The sequence below is a fragment of the Actinoplanes rectilineatus genome, from assembly GCF_000962825.1.
Taxonomy (GTDB): Bacteria; Actinomycetota; Actinomycetes; order Mycobacteriales; family Micromonosporaceae; genus Actinoplanes; species Actinoplanes rectilineatus.
Genome location: NZ_JZKF01000051.1, coordinates 50,899 through 66,599, shown reverse-complemented (window position 1 = coordinate 66,599; position 15,701 = coordinate 50,899). Strand labels below are relative to the sequence as shown.

General features: G+C 70.0%; 10 protein-coding genes. 5 read left to right on the top strand and 5 right to left on the bottom strand.

What is annotated here, in order from left to right; genetic code table 11:
- From WH85_RS30820 to ppc, 4 genes are all read left to right on the top strand, one after another.
- Positions 1-952 (top strand): glycosyltransferase family 2 protein (locus tag WH85_RS30820; RefSeq protein WP_045745553.1); only part of this gene is annotated, 952 nt, incomplete at its 5' end.
- Positions 949-2,889: a radical copper oxidase GlxA gene (gene glxA, locus WH85_RS30815; RefSeq protein ID WP_045745552.1), complete on the top strand. Its 1,941-nt coding sequence runs from the start codon at positions 949-951 to the stop codon at positions 2,887-2,889. The genes WH85_RS30820 and glxA, both read left to right, overlap by 4 nt.
- 3 nt (positions 2,890-2,892) lie before the next feature.
- Entirely contained in the window at positions 2,893-3,915 is a 1,023-nt protein-coding gene (locus WH85_RS30810; protein ID WP_045745551.1) for a glycoside hydrolase family 6 protein, read from the top strand.
- A 125-nt stretch (positions 3,916-4,040) separates the two neighbouring features.
- Complete coding sequence (gene ppc / locus WH85_RS30805) at positions 4,041-6,839, top strand: phosphoenolpyruvate carboxylase (protein WP_045745550.1); 2,799 nt, start codon at positions 4,041-4,043, stop codon at positions 6,837-6,839.
- 64 nt (positions 6,840-6,903) lie between these two features.
- On the opposite strand, the gene WH85_RS30800 is transcribed toward ppc, so the two are convergent.
- The 3 genes from WH85_RS30800 to WH85_RS30790 form a co-directional block, all read right to left on the bottom strand.
- Positions 6,904-7,395, bottom strand: a complete 492-nt coding sequence (locus WH85_RS30800; protein ID WP_045745565.1) for a hypothetical protein — start codon at positions 7,393-7,395, stop codon at positions 6,904-6,906.
- The gene (locus WH85_RS30795) at positions 7,392-11,063 is read right to left on the bottom strand and encodes an ALF repeat-containing protein (RefSeq protein ID WP_052720918.1); all 3,672 of its coding nucleotides are present in this window, start codon (positions 11,061-11,063) and stop codon (positions 7,392-7,394) included. Before WH85_RS30795 ends, WH85_RS30800 begins: the two co-directional genes overlap by 4 nt.
- 337 nt (positions 11,064-11,400) lie before the next feature.
- The gene (locus tag WH85_RS30790; RefSeq protein ID WP_157411307.1) at positions 11,401-11,907 is read right to left on the bottom strand and encodes a hypothetical protein; all 507 of its coding nucleotides are present in this window, start codon (positions 11,905-11,907) and stop codon (positions 11,401-11,403) included.
- Between the two features lie 526 nt (positions 11,908-12,433).
- Here WH85_RS30790 and WH85_RS47550 point away from each other — a divergent pair.
- On the top strand, positions 12,434-13,966 hold the full coding sequence (locus tag WH85_RS47550) for a S1 family peptidase (RefSeq protein ID WP_052720916.1): 1,533 nt from the start codon (positions 12,434-12,436) through the stop codon (positions 13,964-13,966).
- Between the two features lie 76 nt (positions 13,967-14,042).
- On the opposite strand, the gene WH85_RS30775 is transcribed toward WH85_RS47550, so the two are convergent.
- A complete protein-coding gene (locus WH85_RS30775; RefSeq protein WP_045745549.1) occupies positions 14,043-14,753 on the bottom strand; it encodes an ABC transporter permease subunit in 711 nt (236 codons plus the stop codon).
- Positions 14,753-15,691 carry an ABC transporter ATP-binding protein gene (locus WH85_RS30770; protein ID WP_425394674.1) on the bottom strand — a complete coding sequence of 313 codons (939 nt, stop codon included), beginning with the start codon at positions 15,689-15,691 and terminating at the stop codon, positions 14,753-14,755. Before WH85_RS30770 ends, WH85_RS30775 begins: the two co-directional genes overlap by 1 nt.
- Positions 15,692-15,701: the final 10 nt, after the last annotated feature.

The following is a 15,701-nucleotide window of genomic DNA, read 5'->3' as shown; positions in this document are numbered from 1 at the left end:
CGTGGCGTTCGTGATCGGCCCGCAGATCTACGGCAACTACGACAACGTGGTCACCCGCTGGGCCGAGTCGCAGCAGTACCTGTTCCACTCACTGCTGCAGCGGGCCGGCAACCGGCAGGGCATCGCCATGCTGGTCGGCACGAACAACGCGGTCCGGATCTCGGCGCTGCGCTCGATCGGCGGCCTGCAGGACTCGATCACCGAGGACATGGCGACCAGCCTGGCCATGCACGCCACCGCGAACCCGGCGACCGGGAAACGCTGGCGGTCGGTCTACACCCCGGACGTACTCGCCGTCGGCGAGGGCCCGTCGTCCTGGACCGACTACTTCAGCCAGCAGCACCGCTGGTCGCGCGGCACCGACGAGGTCATGGTGCGCCGGTTCGCCGGGGTGGCCTGGCGGCTCGGGCCGTTCCGGGCGCTGCACTACGTGCTGCTGATGTCGTATTACCCGCTGACCGCGCTGGCCTGGCTGCTCGGTGCCGCCAACGCCGCCGGGTTCATGCTGCTCGGCGCCAAGGGTGTGCAGGTCCCGGCCGAGGTGTGGCTGATGTTGTACGTGGACGCGGCGCTCTTCCAGGTCGGCCTCTACCTGTTCAACCGGCGGCACAACGTCAGCCCGCACGAGAAGTCCGGATCGTCGGGGCTGGCCGGGATGCTCGCCTCCACGCTGTGCACGCCGATCTACGTGTCCAGTCTCATCGGGGCGCTGCTACGGCGTAAGGCCGGCTTCGTGGTCACCCCGAAGGGCGACTCGACCAGCCCGGACCGGGTCGCCACGTTCGGTTCCGGCCTGCGCTGGGCCGCCGTGTACGCCGCGATGCTCGCCGTCGCGCCGTTCATCGACCACGTCGACCCGGCCATGTACGCGTGGCCCGCCCTCAACCTCGCCATCTGTCTGGCGCCCACGCTGATCTGGGCCGTCAACCGCCGTAAGGAGCCGTCCGCATGAAGCCCCGCACGCGTCCCACCCTCGCCCGCCGCCTGGTGAGCGGTCTGGCCACGCTGGTGGTGCTCGGCACGGTCGTGGTGGCGAACCGGCCGATGGTCGCGGTCGCCTCCGAGGCGCTGCACACCTACAAGATCAACCGGCAGTCGTACAAGGAACGGTACGGCCACTGGGCGAACCTGCCGGTGCCGCGCGACTTCCGGGTGAACGCCATCCACGCCGCCCTGCTGCACACCGGCAAGGTGCTGATCATCGCGGGCAGCGGCAACAACAAGGACTCGTTCGAGGCCGGCTCGTTCCGCAGTGTGCTGTACGACCCGGCGGCCGACTCGTTCACCGAGATCGACACCCCGACCGACGTGTTCTGTGCCGGGCACGCGTTCCTGCCGGACGGCAAGCTGCTGGTCGCCGGGGGCACCAAGTCGTACGAGGTGCTCGAGGACGAGGTCGACCACGCGGCCGGGGTCATGAAGATCAAGAACGAGTCGCCGGACGGCGGGCCGCACGTGCTGGAGAAGGGCACCCGGCTGGTCTCCGCCACGGGGCACGTCTACCGGACCCGGGACAAGGTGACGGTGCCGACCGCCCGCAAGATGACCCACGGGACCACCACCACGGTGCACGCCGGTGAGGTCGAGGTCTGGGTGGACGCCGTCGAGAAGGGCGACGCGGCGGTCGTCGGGCAGCCCGCCCAGTACTCCCTCGAGGGCCTGACCGGGCCCAACCTCTACGGCGTCTCCGAGAAGATCACCCGCGAGAAGCAGGAGTACGGCGGCGACAAGACGTCGTACGAGTTCGACCCGGTCACCGAGAAGTACGTGAAGACCGGGAACCTGCAGGACCCGCGCTGGTACCCGACCCTGATCGGCCTGAACGGCGGCGACGTGCTCGCCGTCTCCGGCCTCGACCAGTTCGGCCGGATCCTGCCCGGGCGCAACGAGCGGTACCTGACCGCCGAACGCCGCTGGGTCAAGGCGCCCGAGCTCAAACGTTACTTCCCCACCTACCCCAGCCTGCACATGATGGGCGACGGCAAGGTGTTCTACTCCGGCGCCAACGCCGGATACGGCCCGGACGACAAGGGGCGCACCCCGGGCCTGTGGGACGTCAGGAACAACAGGTTCCAGCAGGTGCCCGGCCTGCGCGAGCCGGACAAGAACGAGACCGCCTCGTCGGTGCTGCTGCCGCCCGCGCAGGAGCAGAAGGTGATGATGTTCGGCGGCGGCGGGGTCGGCGAGTCGGAACACTCGACCGCCCGTACCGACATCGTCGACCTGGACGAGAAGTCCCCGCGCTACCGGCCCGGACCGGACCTGCCGAAACCGGCCCGCTACCTGTCCACCGTGCTGCTGCCCGACGACAGTGTGCTGACGACCGGCGGCTCCTCCGGGTACCGCGGCGGCAAGTACCGCGACCAGACCCGCAGCGACCTGTTCAACGCGCAGATCTACCGGCCGGACCGCAACGTCTTCGAGACCGCCGCCGAGTCGACCGTCGGCCGCAACTACCACTCCGAGGCGATCCTGCTCCCGGACGGCCGGGTGATCACCATGGGCAGCGACCCGCTCTACGACCCGACCGGTAAGAACGCCGGCACCTTCGAGCAGCGCATCGAGGTGTACAGCCCGCCGTACCTGTTCCGCGGCACCCGCCCGGCGATCACCGGCGGACCGGCCGCGGTCTCCCGCGGCACCACCGCCACCTTCACCACCCCGGACGCCGCCCGGATCGCCTCGGCCCGTCTGGTGCGGCCCAGCTCGGTCACCCACGTGACCGACACTGATCAGCGTTCGGTGGCGCTCGGCCTGCACCGCACGGCCGGCGGCGTGGACGTCACCGTGCCGGAGAAGGCCGGCCTGGCGCCGTCCGGCTGGTACATGCTGTTCCTCGTCGACGACAAGGGCGTACCGTCGGCCGCCCGCTGGGTCCAGGTGCGCTGACCGATGGGCCGGCACCTGCGGCCGGTCAGCAGGCGCCGTCGGGCACTGCTGATCGCCACCGCCCTCAGCCTCGCCACCGGCGCCGTGGTCCTGATCAAGGACCGGGAGCCGGCCCCCGTGGTCCGGGTCCCGGAGACCGGCAGCACCGGCGGCCCCGGCCTCTACGTCGACCCGGCGGGCGCCGCCGCCCGCGAGGTGCGGGCCCTGGAACAGGCCGGCCGGCGGGCCGAGGCCGCGGTGCTCCGGCGGATCGCCGACCGTCCCGTGGCCACCTGGTTCACCGACGCCGCCCCCGGATTCACGGACCGGGCCCGGCGGCTGGTCAGCGCCGCCACGGCCGCGGGGCGGCTGCCGGTCCTCACGCTGTACTTCATCCCGCGACGGGACTGCGGCAGCTACTCCGCGGGCGGCGCTTCCAGCGCGGCAGCGTACAAGAAATGGGTCTTCGCCCTGCGGGAGGCGATGCGCGGACACCGCGCCCTGGTGGTCCTGGAACCGGACGCGGTCGCCCAGACCGTCCGCGGATGCCTCGGCACCCACGCCCGGACCGAACGATATGCGCTGCTCGCCTGGGCGGTGGACACCCTGCGCGCGCTGCCCGGCGTCGCCGTCTATCTGGACGCGGGCAACCCGAGCTGGGTTCCGGCCGCCCGGATGGCGCCGGCCCTGCGTGCCTCCGGCGCCACCCGGGCCCGCGGTGTGTCGCTCAACGTCGCCAACTTCGAGACCACGCACGACAATCTGGTGTACGGGACGGAGCTGTCCCGTCTGCTCGACGATCGGCACTTCGTGGTGGACACCAGCCGCAACGGCAACGGGCCCGCCCAGCAGGGCGCGGGCGACCGGCACTGGTGCAATCCACCCGGCCGGCGGCTCGGCCCGGCGCCCACCCTGCGCACCGGGCATCCGCTGGCCGACGCGTATCTCTGGGTGAAACGTCCGGGAGAGTCCGACGGAGCCTGTGGATCCGGAGCGCCGAAAGCCGGACACTGGTTCCCGGCATATGCGATGGCACTCGCCCGGTGATCGTCCATGCGCGGAGCGCGCATGAGACTCTTGACTCAATCGGCCCCCGTGCGGGGTTACGCCGTTAACATCGGCGAAGTCGGGACAGCGCCGTCCTGGAGCCATCCGAGAAAAGGAGCGCCCCGATGACAGAGCAGCCTGCCCACCTCGACGAGCGGGAGGGGCCGGACGCCGAGCTGCGCGCCGACATCCGGCGGATCAGCACCCTGCTCGGACAGACCCTGGCCCGCCAGGAGGGCCGCCCCCTGCTGGACCTCGTCGAGGAGATCCGCGCCCTCGTCCGGCAGGACGAACCCGCCGCGGCCGAACGCCTCGCCGCGATGGACATCACCACCGGCACCAAACTGGCCCGGGCCTTCTCCACCTACTTCCACCTGGCCAACATCACCGAGCAGGTGCACCGCGCCCGTGAGCTGCGGCGCCGCCGGGCCAAGGACGGCGGCTGGCTGGACCAGGCCGCACAGCGGATCGCCGAGAAGGGCGTGCCGGCTGACGAGATCGCCGCGGCCGCCCGCCGCCTGGCCGTCCGCCCGGTCTTCACCGCCCACCCGACCGAGGCCGCCCGCCGCTCGATCCTGTCGAAGCTGCGCCAGGTCGCCGACTCGCTGGACGCCGAATCCGCCGCCGCCGCGCTGTACGGGGCGACCGACACCACCGCCTCCACCCGGCGTTTCGCCGAACTGATCGACCTGCTCTGGCAGACCGACGAGCTGCGCCTGGACCGGCCGGACCCGACCGACGAGGCCCGCAACGCCGTCTACTACCTCAAGGACCTGTACGCCGACGCCGCCCCGCAGGTGCTCGACGACCTGGCCGAGACGCTGCGCCGGCTCGGCGTGGAGACCGCCCCGACCTCCCGGCCGCTCACCTTCGGCACCTGGATCGGCGGCGACCGCGACGGCAACCCGTTCGTCACCCCGGCCGTCACCCGCGACGTGCTGATCATCCAGCACGAGCACGGCATCCAGGCCACCGAGAAGGCGATGGACACGCTGATCGACGAACTGTCGGTCTCCCGGCGGCTGCGCGGCGTCTCCCTCGACCTGTCCGCCAGCCTGGCCCAGGACCTGGACAACCTGCCGGAGATCGCATCCCGGTTCCGGCGCACCAACGCCGAGGAGCCGTACCGCCTCAAGGTCCGGGCGATCAAGGCGAAACTCGCCAACACCCGGTCCCGGCTGCAGCACGGCACCCCGCACGTGCCCGGCCGCGACTACCTGGGCAGCGAAGAGCTGATCTCCGACCTGGAACTGATGCGCGCGTCGCTGGCCCGCAACTCCGGCCAGCTGCCCGCCCTCGGCGTGGTCGCCACCGCCATCCGGCAGGCGTCCGCGTTCGGCCTGCAACTCGCCACCCTCGACGTCCGCGAACACGCCGAGAAGCACCACGAGGTGCTGCAGCAGATGTACACGCAGGTCGGCGAGGTCGACGACTACGCGGCCCTGGACCGCTCCGACCGGACCAAGCTGCTCGCCACCGAACTGGGCGGCCGGCGCCCGCTGTCCAGCTCGGACACCCCGCTCACCGACTCGGCCCGCAAGACGTTCGACGTCTTCAACACGATCCGTGAGGCGCAGGACTCGTTCGGGCAGGACGTCATCGAGACGTACATCATCTCGATGACCCTGGGCGTCGACGACGTCCTCGCCGCGGCGGTCCTGGCCCGCGAGGCCGGCCTGATCGACATCCACACCGGCCGCGCCCGGGTCAACATCGTTCCCCTGCTGGAGACCCCGGCCGAACTGGACGCCGGCGGCGACCTCCTCGACGAGATGCTGACCCTGCCGGCGTACCGCGAGGTGGTCCGCGCCCGCGGCGACGTGCAGGAGGTGATGCTCGGCTACTCGGACTCCAACAAGGAGGCCGGCATCACCACCAGCCAGTGGCGCATCCACAAGGCGCAGCGCTCGCTGCGTGACGTCGCCGCCCGGCACGGCGTCCAGCTGCGCCTGTTCCACGGCCGCGGCGGCACGGTCGGCCGCGGCGGCGGCCCCACCCACGAGGCGATCCTGGCCCAGCCGTACGGCACGCTCGACGGGGCCATCAAGGTCACCGAACAGGGCGAGGTCATCTCCGACAAGTACACGGTGCCGGCCCTGGCCCGGGAGAACCTGGAACTGACGGTCGCGGCGGTCCTGCAGGCCACCCTGCTGCACACCACGCTCTCCGTCGACCCGGTGAAGCTGAAGGTCTGGGACGCCATCATGGACACCGCCTCCGACGCGGCGTTCAAGCAGTACCGTTCGCTGGTCGAGGACCCGGACCTGCCCGCGTACTTCTGGGCCGCCACCCCGACCGAACTCCTCGGCGCCCTCAACATCGGCTCCCGCCCGTCGAAGCGCCCCAACGCGGACGCCGGGCTGGGCGGCCTGCGCGCCATCCCGTGGGTCTTCGGCTGGACCCAGACCCGCCAGATCGTCCCCGGCTGGTTCGGCGTCGGCAGCGCCCTGGCGGCGGTCCGCGAGGCCGGCCAGGGTGCCGAACTCGACGCCATGTACGGCAACTGGCAGTTCTTCAAAACCTTCCTGTCGAACGTCGAGATGATGCTCGCCAAGACCGACCTGAAAATCGCCCGCCGCTACGTGGAGACCCTCGTCCCGGAACAGCTCCACCCGATCTTCGCCAAGATCGAGGACGAGTACGACCGGACGGTCCGTGAAGTCCTGGCAATCACGGGAGGCTCGGAGCTGCTGGCCCCGCAGCCGGAACTGTCGCGGACGCTGGGGGTGCGGGACACGTACCTGGAGCCGCTGCACCACCTGCAGGTGGCGCTGCTCCGGCAGTACCGTGACCTGGGCGAGAACGGTCGTCAGATGCCCACCGCGCCGGGTGCCCGCCGGGGGCCGTCGGATTCGACGGCGCTGGAGCGGGCGCTGCTGACGACTGTCAACGGCATCGCGGCCGGCATGCGCAACACCGGCTGATCACCACCACGAACGCAACGAGGCCCCGCACCGGATTCCGGTGCGGGGCCTCGGCCTATTGCCACTAAGCCGTGGGCGGACTCTCCAAGTCGCCCCATTCGGCGTGCAAATCCGAAGCCACGATCCAGATGCGGCCACCGGTCATGGCGATCTCGTGGCTGATCCCCTGGTCATGCGGAAGGATCTCGTCCAACTGCAGATCGCCCAGACGCTTCACATCGGGCCACGGAAATTCTCCCGGGCCCTCCGCGGTGACATCCATCGACAAGCCGGTGACGTTCTCGTATCTGATCCGCAGGCCGGAGTCGTGCTTGAAATCGTTCGGCGCGAACCGCACCTCGACCGAGATCCGATCAGCCGCGTCCTGGACCAGGACGGTAGAGAGCCGCAGGTCCTTGACACATGTGGTCGCGGTGAAATCGTAGTGGCCACGGTCGGTGGCGAACGCCGATGCTCCGGGCGGCAGCTGACCGCCGCATTCGGCCAGCCACTCCCGATACGGCACCGGATCGAGAAAGAAGCCTTCGTCGCTGCGGTCGACCTTGACGAATCTCACGGGCACTGAGGCGTGTTTCGCGGCCTCATCCATTTGTCGCCGGTGATGTCCTCGGTCCCCCTCGCGCCAATGCGCGGGGGGATCTCTGCACGCATCGCCTTCACGGCATGCCCCTTCAGCCTGTTCTGGACGTTGTCCGGCACAACGACGTCCGACTTCTTCCCGTGCTTATCGAAGAAGCCGTTGCTGCCGAAAACGCCGACCTCCCGACCGCGATAGTAGACGTGGATCTCAAAGTCGACACCCTTGCCGATGTTGAACTTGTCCATCCTGCCGGTGTAACCCTCGCCCAGGTTCATCGGGGCAGACGAGTTGGTGTTGGAGCTAGCGGCAAGCTGCACACGCGCGACAGCCGCGCCGGCGACGGCCAGACCGAAGGGGCACGTCGTGCCCTTCTTCCGGATCTTGTCGATGAGCTTCTTGATGTCACGGAGCTTGTCGGAGTTCTTCCACGCCTTGGCGCCCGTGGCGAAGTAGCCGACACCCGGGATCATCGCTCCGGCGGAGAGCGCTCCGCCGATCCAGTCACCTCGGCCGAACGACACGGCGGCGTCGATGCCGTCACACGCCTCACCGACGACGGGGACAAGACCACAGGCCATCAGGACGAACTGGAGCACGTCCAGAATGACGTCCTGGTTCTCGCCGATGACCGATTTGAGATCGGCGAGCATCAGACAGCCGGAGGAGTTCGTATTCGCCGGCGTGGCACACTTCGGCTGATCGGCCAGCGCACCCGCGAAGTCCTTGTAGACCTTGAGGCACTCCGTCGAGACCGCTGACGGGTCCAGTTGCAGGCAACCCCAGGTCTTGTGGTCGTCCGCGGCACTGCCGACCCCGTCGGCGCCGGTGCCCGGCGTGGTGTTACGCCGCTGCTCCTCGAACTCCTTCAGCTTCGTCTCATAGATCGCCGACGCTTCCTTGGCCGCCGTGTCCGCCGCGGCGGCGTCCTTGCCGGCCGCGTTCGCCGCCGCGCGAGCCTCGTTCTTGGCGACATAGGCGGCGTTCGCATCCGCACGGGCCCGCGAGGCCGCAGCAGTGGCAGTGGCAGCGGACTGCGCCGCACTGTCGGCGCTGGCCTGGGCCGAGGCCGCGGCCTGCTTCGCCTTGATCGCCGACTGCGCTGCCTGATCGGCCGAAGCCTTGGCCGCCGTGGCGGACTTACTCGCATCAGTGGCGTATCCGGCGGCCTTGTTGGCAGCCGCCGTCGCCTCGGCAGCGGCCTTGTTCGCCTCCGCCACCTTGCCCCACGCGTTCAGCGCCGCCTTGTTGGCCGTCGCCGCGTCGGCCAGGGCCTTCTGCGCGTACTCCTGCGTCTGGATCACCAGAGCCCGAGCAGCCTGCACGTGCGCGGCCTGCTCCTGGTCCCGCTGCGCGGCCTGGAACTGCGAAGTGGTCAAGAAGTACGACAGGTACGACTTCGGGCCGTTCAGCGCGACGGTTCCGGCGGCCTTGACCTCCGGGCCACCGGCCTCCATCACCCGGTATGCCTCGATCCGGTCATCGGCCGCCTGCGCGGTGTACTGCCCCTCCCGCAGGAACTTGTGCATGTCCGCCGCCGACCCGAGCACCGCCGCCTCCGCGGCGTTCTTCAGGTTCGGTCCGGTCGCGGTGTTGTTGATGATCGCGTAGATCTTCACCCGGTCCTGCGCGAACTTCCCGGAGTAGTTCCGGGTCCGCAGGAACGTCTCCACCGCCGCATCGGTACCGGCCAGCGCCGTCTTCGCCGCGGTCTTCTCAGCACCGTCCGGGAGCGTGTCGATCAGGCGCCAGACCTTTGCCCGGTCGTCCTCCCCCACGGCGGTCCGGCGAACCTCGGTCACCCACGACCGCATCTCCGTCTCGCCGCCGGACAGCGCCTCCTCGGCAGCGGTCTTCGTCCACTCGCTGCCGGTGGTGAGCAGCGTGATCGCGGCCTTGCGCCCCTGCTGAAGCATGACCTCGGTCGAAGCCCCCACGGCAGTCGCCGCAGTCAGCTGCTGCCGCGTCTTGGCGTCGACCCGATCCTCTTCCGCGGTGTCCCAGAGCATCTTGTTGTTCCAGGCGACCGCCTCACCGCCTGCGGCCTTCGCCGTCTCCTCGGTGCGCAGCGCGTCCTGAGCTTCGAGAACGCCCTGATCGGTGGCTTCCGCCAAGCGGGCCGTGTCATCCTCGCGAGCCAGCTTCTCCAGGTTCTCCGCCTGTACCGCCGTAGCGACGGCCATGTTGGCCGCCTCTACCGCGGCAGCGGCATGGTTCGATGCCTCGGTCGCCGACTTCTCGCCCCGCTCGGCAGCCGCCGCCGCGGCCTCCGCGGCGTCCGCGGCTTTCTCCGCGTGCGCGGCGGCCTGGCGGGCGTACTCGAACGCCTGGTCCGACGCCTGTGCAGCCTTACGCGCCAGAGCGACGGCTCGCTCAGCCGCCCGAGCCGCAGCGGCCGCCGCGCGGCGAGCGTCCTCGGCTGCCTTCCGTGCCCGCGCTGCCTGCTCCTCCGAAACGTTCGCCTGGGAACCGGCCTCGTCAGCCGCCGCGGCGGCCTCGTCGGCATCGGCGCTGGCGCCCCGCGCCGCCTGCGCGGCTTTCTCCGCCTCGGCGAGTGCGCGGTCGCGTTCTGCCCGGACCTGGTCCAGCTCACGCGTCTTGGCAGCCGCGTCCCGGGCCGCTTCAGCGGCGAGCCGCGCGGTACGCGCATCGCCGGCACCGGTCCGCGCGTTGGCCGCGGCCTGCTGAGCACGTGCTGCCGCCTGTGCTGTCGCCGAGGCAGCAGTCGTGGCCTTCCGCGCCGCATCCGACGCGATCCGGGCAGCACGCATCGCCGCGTTGGACGCACCGACGGCATCCCGAGCCGCGGCCGCGGCGCCCTTGGCCGCATCCGCTGCACGGCCGGCAGCGGCGTCGGCTTTCTTCGCCGCACCGCCGGCGGCCTTGGTCTCGGCGGCAGCGACCTTGGCCGCGTTCTTCGCCTCCGATGCCGCGTTCGCAGCACGGGTGGATGCGCTGGTAGCCGCCACCGACTCCCGGGCCGCGGTGTCCGAGGCCTGCTTCGCCTGCTGAGTCAGGCTCTGCAGCGACGCCAGTTCGGCGTCCCTGGCCCGGGCGACGAACTGCCCGTAGCTGAGAAACTCCTGAAGGTCTGCGGGAGCACCGGCCAGTGCCTCCTGCGCCGCCGTGTTCAATACCGGCCCGCTGTTGTTCACACCGCCGGTCAGCATGCGTGTCACGGCGATTCGATCATCGGCCGCCGCGGCCTTCGCATAGCCTGCCGAGAGGAATTCCTCGAGTTCCTCCGCGGTCCCACCGAGAGCCGCGGTAGCAGCAGCCTTCACCGTCGGACCGGGCGTGGTGTCCAAGATCCGGGTGGCACGGATGCGCTCGTCAGCGCCCCAGCTCGATTTCCATCCGTCGTCGACGAATTCCTGAACTGCCGCGGGCGACGTTGCGATGGCGGTGGTTGCCGCAGCGCGCATCGAAGGTCCGTCCATACCCGCCAGGGTCTGCGCCGCAACGAGCTGATCAGCGGCGAGCGCCTCCGGATAGGTGGTGCTGAAGTACTGCTGGAGATCCGCCTCGGATCCGGTCAAGGCAGCTTCGGCGGCCCGGCGCACCGAGGCTCCACCGTTGAGCAGATTGGTGACCACGGTCGCGCGGTCTTGAATCGGGAGGTCCCATTCGTCCTCCTCGTCCGCCATCGCCGGCGTACCGGGAACGAGTATGACAGCGGTCATCACTGCAATCAGCAGGGCTGCCTGCGTTCGGAACCAGGAAGGCCTGGCCCGTCCGTTTCCGGAACGGGCGGCAGGCCGCGAGCGTTTGGACACAAATCCCCCATAGGTTTGGCCAAAGGGTTGAAGTAAGCGCCTATGGCGGCGTTTCACCCCATGGCAAGGAGGACGTTCCGCGTAGTGCGGACGCCCTGAAGGAAGAGGTGCAGACGTTGAAGGCGGCACGGCACACCGGCCGTGCCGCCCTGTCGTTTCGATCAGGCCGGGGCGTAGCTCACCCGGCGGGCCTTACCAGGCAATGCGATCAGGAGAGGCGGAGCTCGACGAGGACCGCGGTGGGCAGGTTGGTGCCGTCGCCCGGGTCGATCGGGACCGGGGTGTTGGCCGGGATCTGGTAGGTCTCGGTGCCGTCCGAGGTCTGGGCCTTGGCGGTCACCGGCAGGTTGCCGGCGCGGACGCCGAACGTGCCCGGGACCTCCAGGGTCAGCACACCCGTGGTGCCGATGGTCTTGAAGCAGTAGAAGTAGCCGTACGGCTCGACGTCGAGCGACTTCTCCACCTGGATCTCGGCCGTCGCACACTGTCCGCCGTCGTCGAAGGACTTGCGCGAGGAGAAGATGATGTGCCCGTCGCCCTTGAGGACCTTGAGCTCGTAGTCGGCCAGGATCTTGTCCGCACCGGGGTGCGTGTAGTCCTCAACCAGGGAAGCCGGGGTGTCCTCGGCCTCGGCCGCGGAGCCGACGGCGGTGAACGCGAACGCCCCCGTGGCGACGGCCATGACGACCGCCCCACCCCATGCCAGAGTCTTCATTCTCGCCTCATCAATTCGTCGTGCCTGCATGTACTCGTCCGCCGCCGCACCAGGAGCGCGCCGGCGGGCGCGTCGTTCCCGGACCGCGGCGCCGGGACGGCAGCGGTCACGACCGGCTGCACGGACGCGGCAAGCGACGTCCCCATCTGCACGCGAACCCCCGTGGAAGCGTTTCTGGTCGGTGCAAACTACCAGTGTTCATCGATGCCGGACAACGCCGTGGATCGATCGCGTGTTCGACATGGACAGCCGACAGTCTGTCGCATCTGCGATCTCTGCCATGCACGAACCCCGATGGGATGCGCGTCACACAGCGACGACCGCGGGGCGACCGACGGTGACATCGCCGAAATATCCACTGCTCAGCAGCGCGATCACTGTTCAGGGACTTCACATATCCACGTTCGTATGTAGATTGTCACATCAGCGCGTGGTGGATCGACCACACGCAGCCATCGAGGATCACCAACGACACATGGGGACGGCGTACCCCCCTGCGGGGCTACGCCGAGTGAACGGGGATTCCATGAAGACTACGTACGCCCGGCGACGGGCGGCGGTGCTGACGGCTGCCCTGATCGGTGCCGGACTCACGCCGCTGGCCGGAGGAACCGCCGCCCAGGCGCTCTCCGGAACGTCCACCACCGACACCGCTCTCGCCTTCGCTGTCAAGATCACCACCGGTGACGCGGTACGCTCCTGCACCGGCGCCCTGCTCGACCAGTGGTGGGTGGTGACCGCCAAGACGTGCTTCGACGACGGCACCGGGGTCGTCGCGGGCGCGCCGAGGCAGGCCACCACCGCGACGATCGGGCGGCTCGACCTGACCACGGCGGCCGGGACAGTGGCCGCCATCGACAAGATCGTCCCGCATCCGGACCGCAACCTGGTGCTGGCCCGGCTCCGGACGGCAGCGCTCGGCGCCACCACGGTGGCACCGGCGAACTCGGCGCCCACCGAGGGCGAGATCCTGCTCGGTGCCGGATACGGCCGGACCGCCGACACCTGGGTGCCGAACCAGCTGCACACCGGCTCGTTCGCGGTGTCCTCGGTGGACGACGGCACCATCGGCGTCGTGCCCCGCGGCGACGCCGCCATCTGCAAGGGTGACGCGGGCGGCCCGATCCTGCGGTCCGTCGACGGCGGCTACCAGCTGGCCGGGCTGCACCACACGTCCACGCAGGCCGGCTGCCTGACCGTGACCGGCACCGAGAAGTCAGCGGTGGAGACCCGGGTCGACGACATCGCGCCCTGGATCACCGCGAACACACCGGTTCCCCACGCGCTGCAGGTCTCGGTCACCGACACCCGGGTCGGCGTGCTGCGCGGCGACTACGGCACCCAGGTGAAGGAGGGCGGCCTCAGCACCAGCTGGACCCAGCTGCTGTCGAGCTCCCGGCAGATCGAGGTCGCCGACGACCGGATCGGCGTGCTCACCCAGGCCGGCGTCGCGTACGTCAAGGAGGGCGCGACGACCGCGACCTTCGTCAACGAGTCCGGCGGCGTGCAGCAGCTGGCGATCTCCGGCAATCGGGTCGGCGTGCTGTCCGACGCCGGCGTCGCGTACGTGAAGGAGGGTGGCCTGAGCTCCTCGTGGGTCAACGAGGCCTCCGGCATCAAGCAGCTCGAGGTCACCGACACCCGTGTCGGGGTGCTCTCCACCGCGGGTGTGCTGCAGGTCAAGGAGGGTGGCCTCAGCACCGGGTGGACCACCGAGTACTCCGGTGTGAAGCAGTTCTCGATCTCCGGCGACCGGATCGGCATCGTCACGAACAGCGGTGCCTCGCTGGTCAAGGAGGGCGGCCTCAGCGCCTCCTGGGTTTCGCAGACCACGTCCGGCGCGGACTCGATCGTGCTGCGCGACGACCGGGTCGGCGTTCTCACCGGTGCGGGCGCGGCCCTGGTCAAGGAGGGCGCGCTGACGTCCGCGTTCGTCACGCAGTACACCGGCGTCCGGGAGATGTCGGTCAGTGACAGCCGGGTCGGCGTGGTCACCTACGACAGCGCGGCCATGGTCAAGCACGGCGGCCTGAGCGCCACCTGGACCACGGTCTGGTAGGCAGGTACCCCACAGGAGTGACCGGCCCGCGATGCCGAAGGGCGTCGCGGGCCGGGTGAACCAGGAGTGACGAGGGTCAGCTGGTCTCGCCGGCCAGGGTGAAGCTGCCCAGGCGGTTGATCGCGGCGACGGTGCAGCCCACCACGAAGACCACGCTCATCACCAGGGCGGTGGTGAGGCCGATCTGCGCGGTCAGCATGTTCGTCGGGGCGATCGTGTCGGCGATCGTGATGACGTACTGCTCGATGGAGAGGATGCGGGTGCCGGAGAGGAAACGGCCCAGCAGGCCCTCCCACACCAGGATGTAGACCAGGCCGAGCAGGACCGGGCGCCGGGTCAGCAGGCTGAGCAGGACGAACAGGGCGGAGTACGCCAGCGCGCCGGCCGCCGCCGCCACCGAGAGGGCCGCGCCGAGTTTCGCCGAACCGGCCAGCAGGCCGACGGCGAACAGCGGGATGACCGTGGTGATCGTGGTGGCGACCGCGGCGACCAGGAATTTCGCCAGGATGATGTCGCGGCGGGGCAGCGGCTTGGTGAGGATGTGGACGAGGGTGCCGTCGTCGACCTCGGAGCCGAGGACGCCGGTGCCGACGATCAGGGCGACGACCGGGAGCACCACGGCGAAGCCGAGGCCGACGATGACGGCCTGGCCCCACTGGTCGGCGGGGACGTCGTACGCCCGGCAGATCGCGGCCAGGGCGATCAGCAGCAGGGGCAGGGGCAGCAGGAGCAGCGCCCTGCGACGGCCGAAGAGGCCGCGCGCCGTGATGAGTGCGACGGTCGACATCAGGCCTCCAGCAGGTAGGAGAAGACGCTCTCCAGGGACTCGTCGGACGGCACCAGCTGGTGCAGGCGGATGCCCTGGTCGAGGGCGATCCGCGGCAGCGCCCGGGTGAAGCTGCCGTAGTCGGCGGCCCGGACGGTCAGGCCGGTGGCCTCGACCTCGATGCCGCTGACGGACTTCTCGGCGATCAGGGCGACCGCCAGTTTGCGGTCGTCGGAGCTGCGCACCGCGAAGACGTGCGGCCGGTTCGTCATCAGCCTGCGGATCCGGCGGTAGTCGCCGGAGGCGGCGAGGCGGCCCGCGACGATCACCTGGACCAGGCCGGCGACCTGTTCGACCTCCTCCAGGATGTGCGAGCTGAACAGGATGGTGTGGCCGCGGTCGCCGAGCGAGTGCAGGAGTTCCATCATGTGCATCCGCTGGCGCGGGTCCATGCCGTTGAACGGTTCGTCGAGCAGCAGCACCCGCGGTTCGTGGACCAGGGCCGCGGCGACCCGGGTGCGCTGGCGCATGCCTTTGGAGAAGGTCTCGATACGCCGGTCGGCGGCGTCGGTCATCTCGACCAGTTCGAGGGCGCGGCGGGCGGCGCCGGCCGGGTCGGGCAGTTTCTGCATCTTGGCGCAGGCCAGCACGAACTGTCCGGCGGTGAGGAAGCCGTGCACGGCCTCGCGTTCGGTGACCAGGCCCAGGTCGCGGTAGACCGACGGGTTGCGCCAGGTGGGTTTGCCGTCGATGGTGAGCGTGCCCCGGGAGGGTGCCAGGAAGCCGGCCATCATGTGCAGCACGGTGGTCTTGCCGGCGCCGTTCGGGCCGAGCAGGCCGGTGACGCCGGGGCCGAGCGACATGGTGATGTCGTTGACGGCGACGACGTTGCCGTACCAGCGGGTGACGTTCTGCAGCTCGATCACACCGGTGGTGGCGGTGCCGGTCGGAGCGTCGATGGTCTGGGCC

Coding starts and splice junctions, on each gene's coding strand:
- glxA (WP_045745552.1), top strand. CDS start 949: ATGAAGCCCCGCACGCGTCCCACCCTCGCCCGCCGCCTGGTGAGCGGT.
- WH85_RS30810 (WP_045745551.1), top strand. CDS start 2,893: ATGGGCCGGCACCTGCGGCCGGTCAGCAGGCGCCGTCGGGCACTGCTG.
- ppc (WP_045745550.1), top strand. CDS start 4,041: ATGACAGAGCAGCCTGCCCACCTCGACGAGCGGGAGGGGCCGGACGCC.
- WH85_RS30795 (WP_052720918.1), bottom strand. CDS start 11,063: ATGGCGGACGAGGAGGACGAATGGGACCTCCCGATTCAAGACCGCGCG.
- WH85_RS30790 (WP_157411307.1), bottom strand. CDS start 11,907: ATGAAGACTCTGGCATGGGGTGGGGCGGTCGTCATGGCCGTCGCCACG.
- WH85_RS47550 (WP_052720916.1), top strand. CDS start 12,434: ATGAAGACTACGTACGCCCGGCGACGGGCGGCGGTGCTGACGGCTGCC.
- WH85_RS30775 (WP_045745549.1), bottom strand. CDS start 14,753: ATGTCGACCGTCGCACTCATCACGGCGCGCGGCCTCTTCGGCCGTCGC.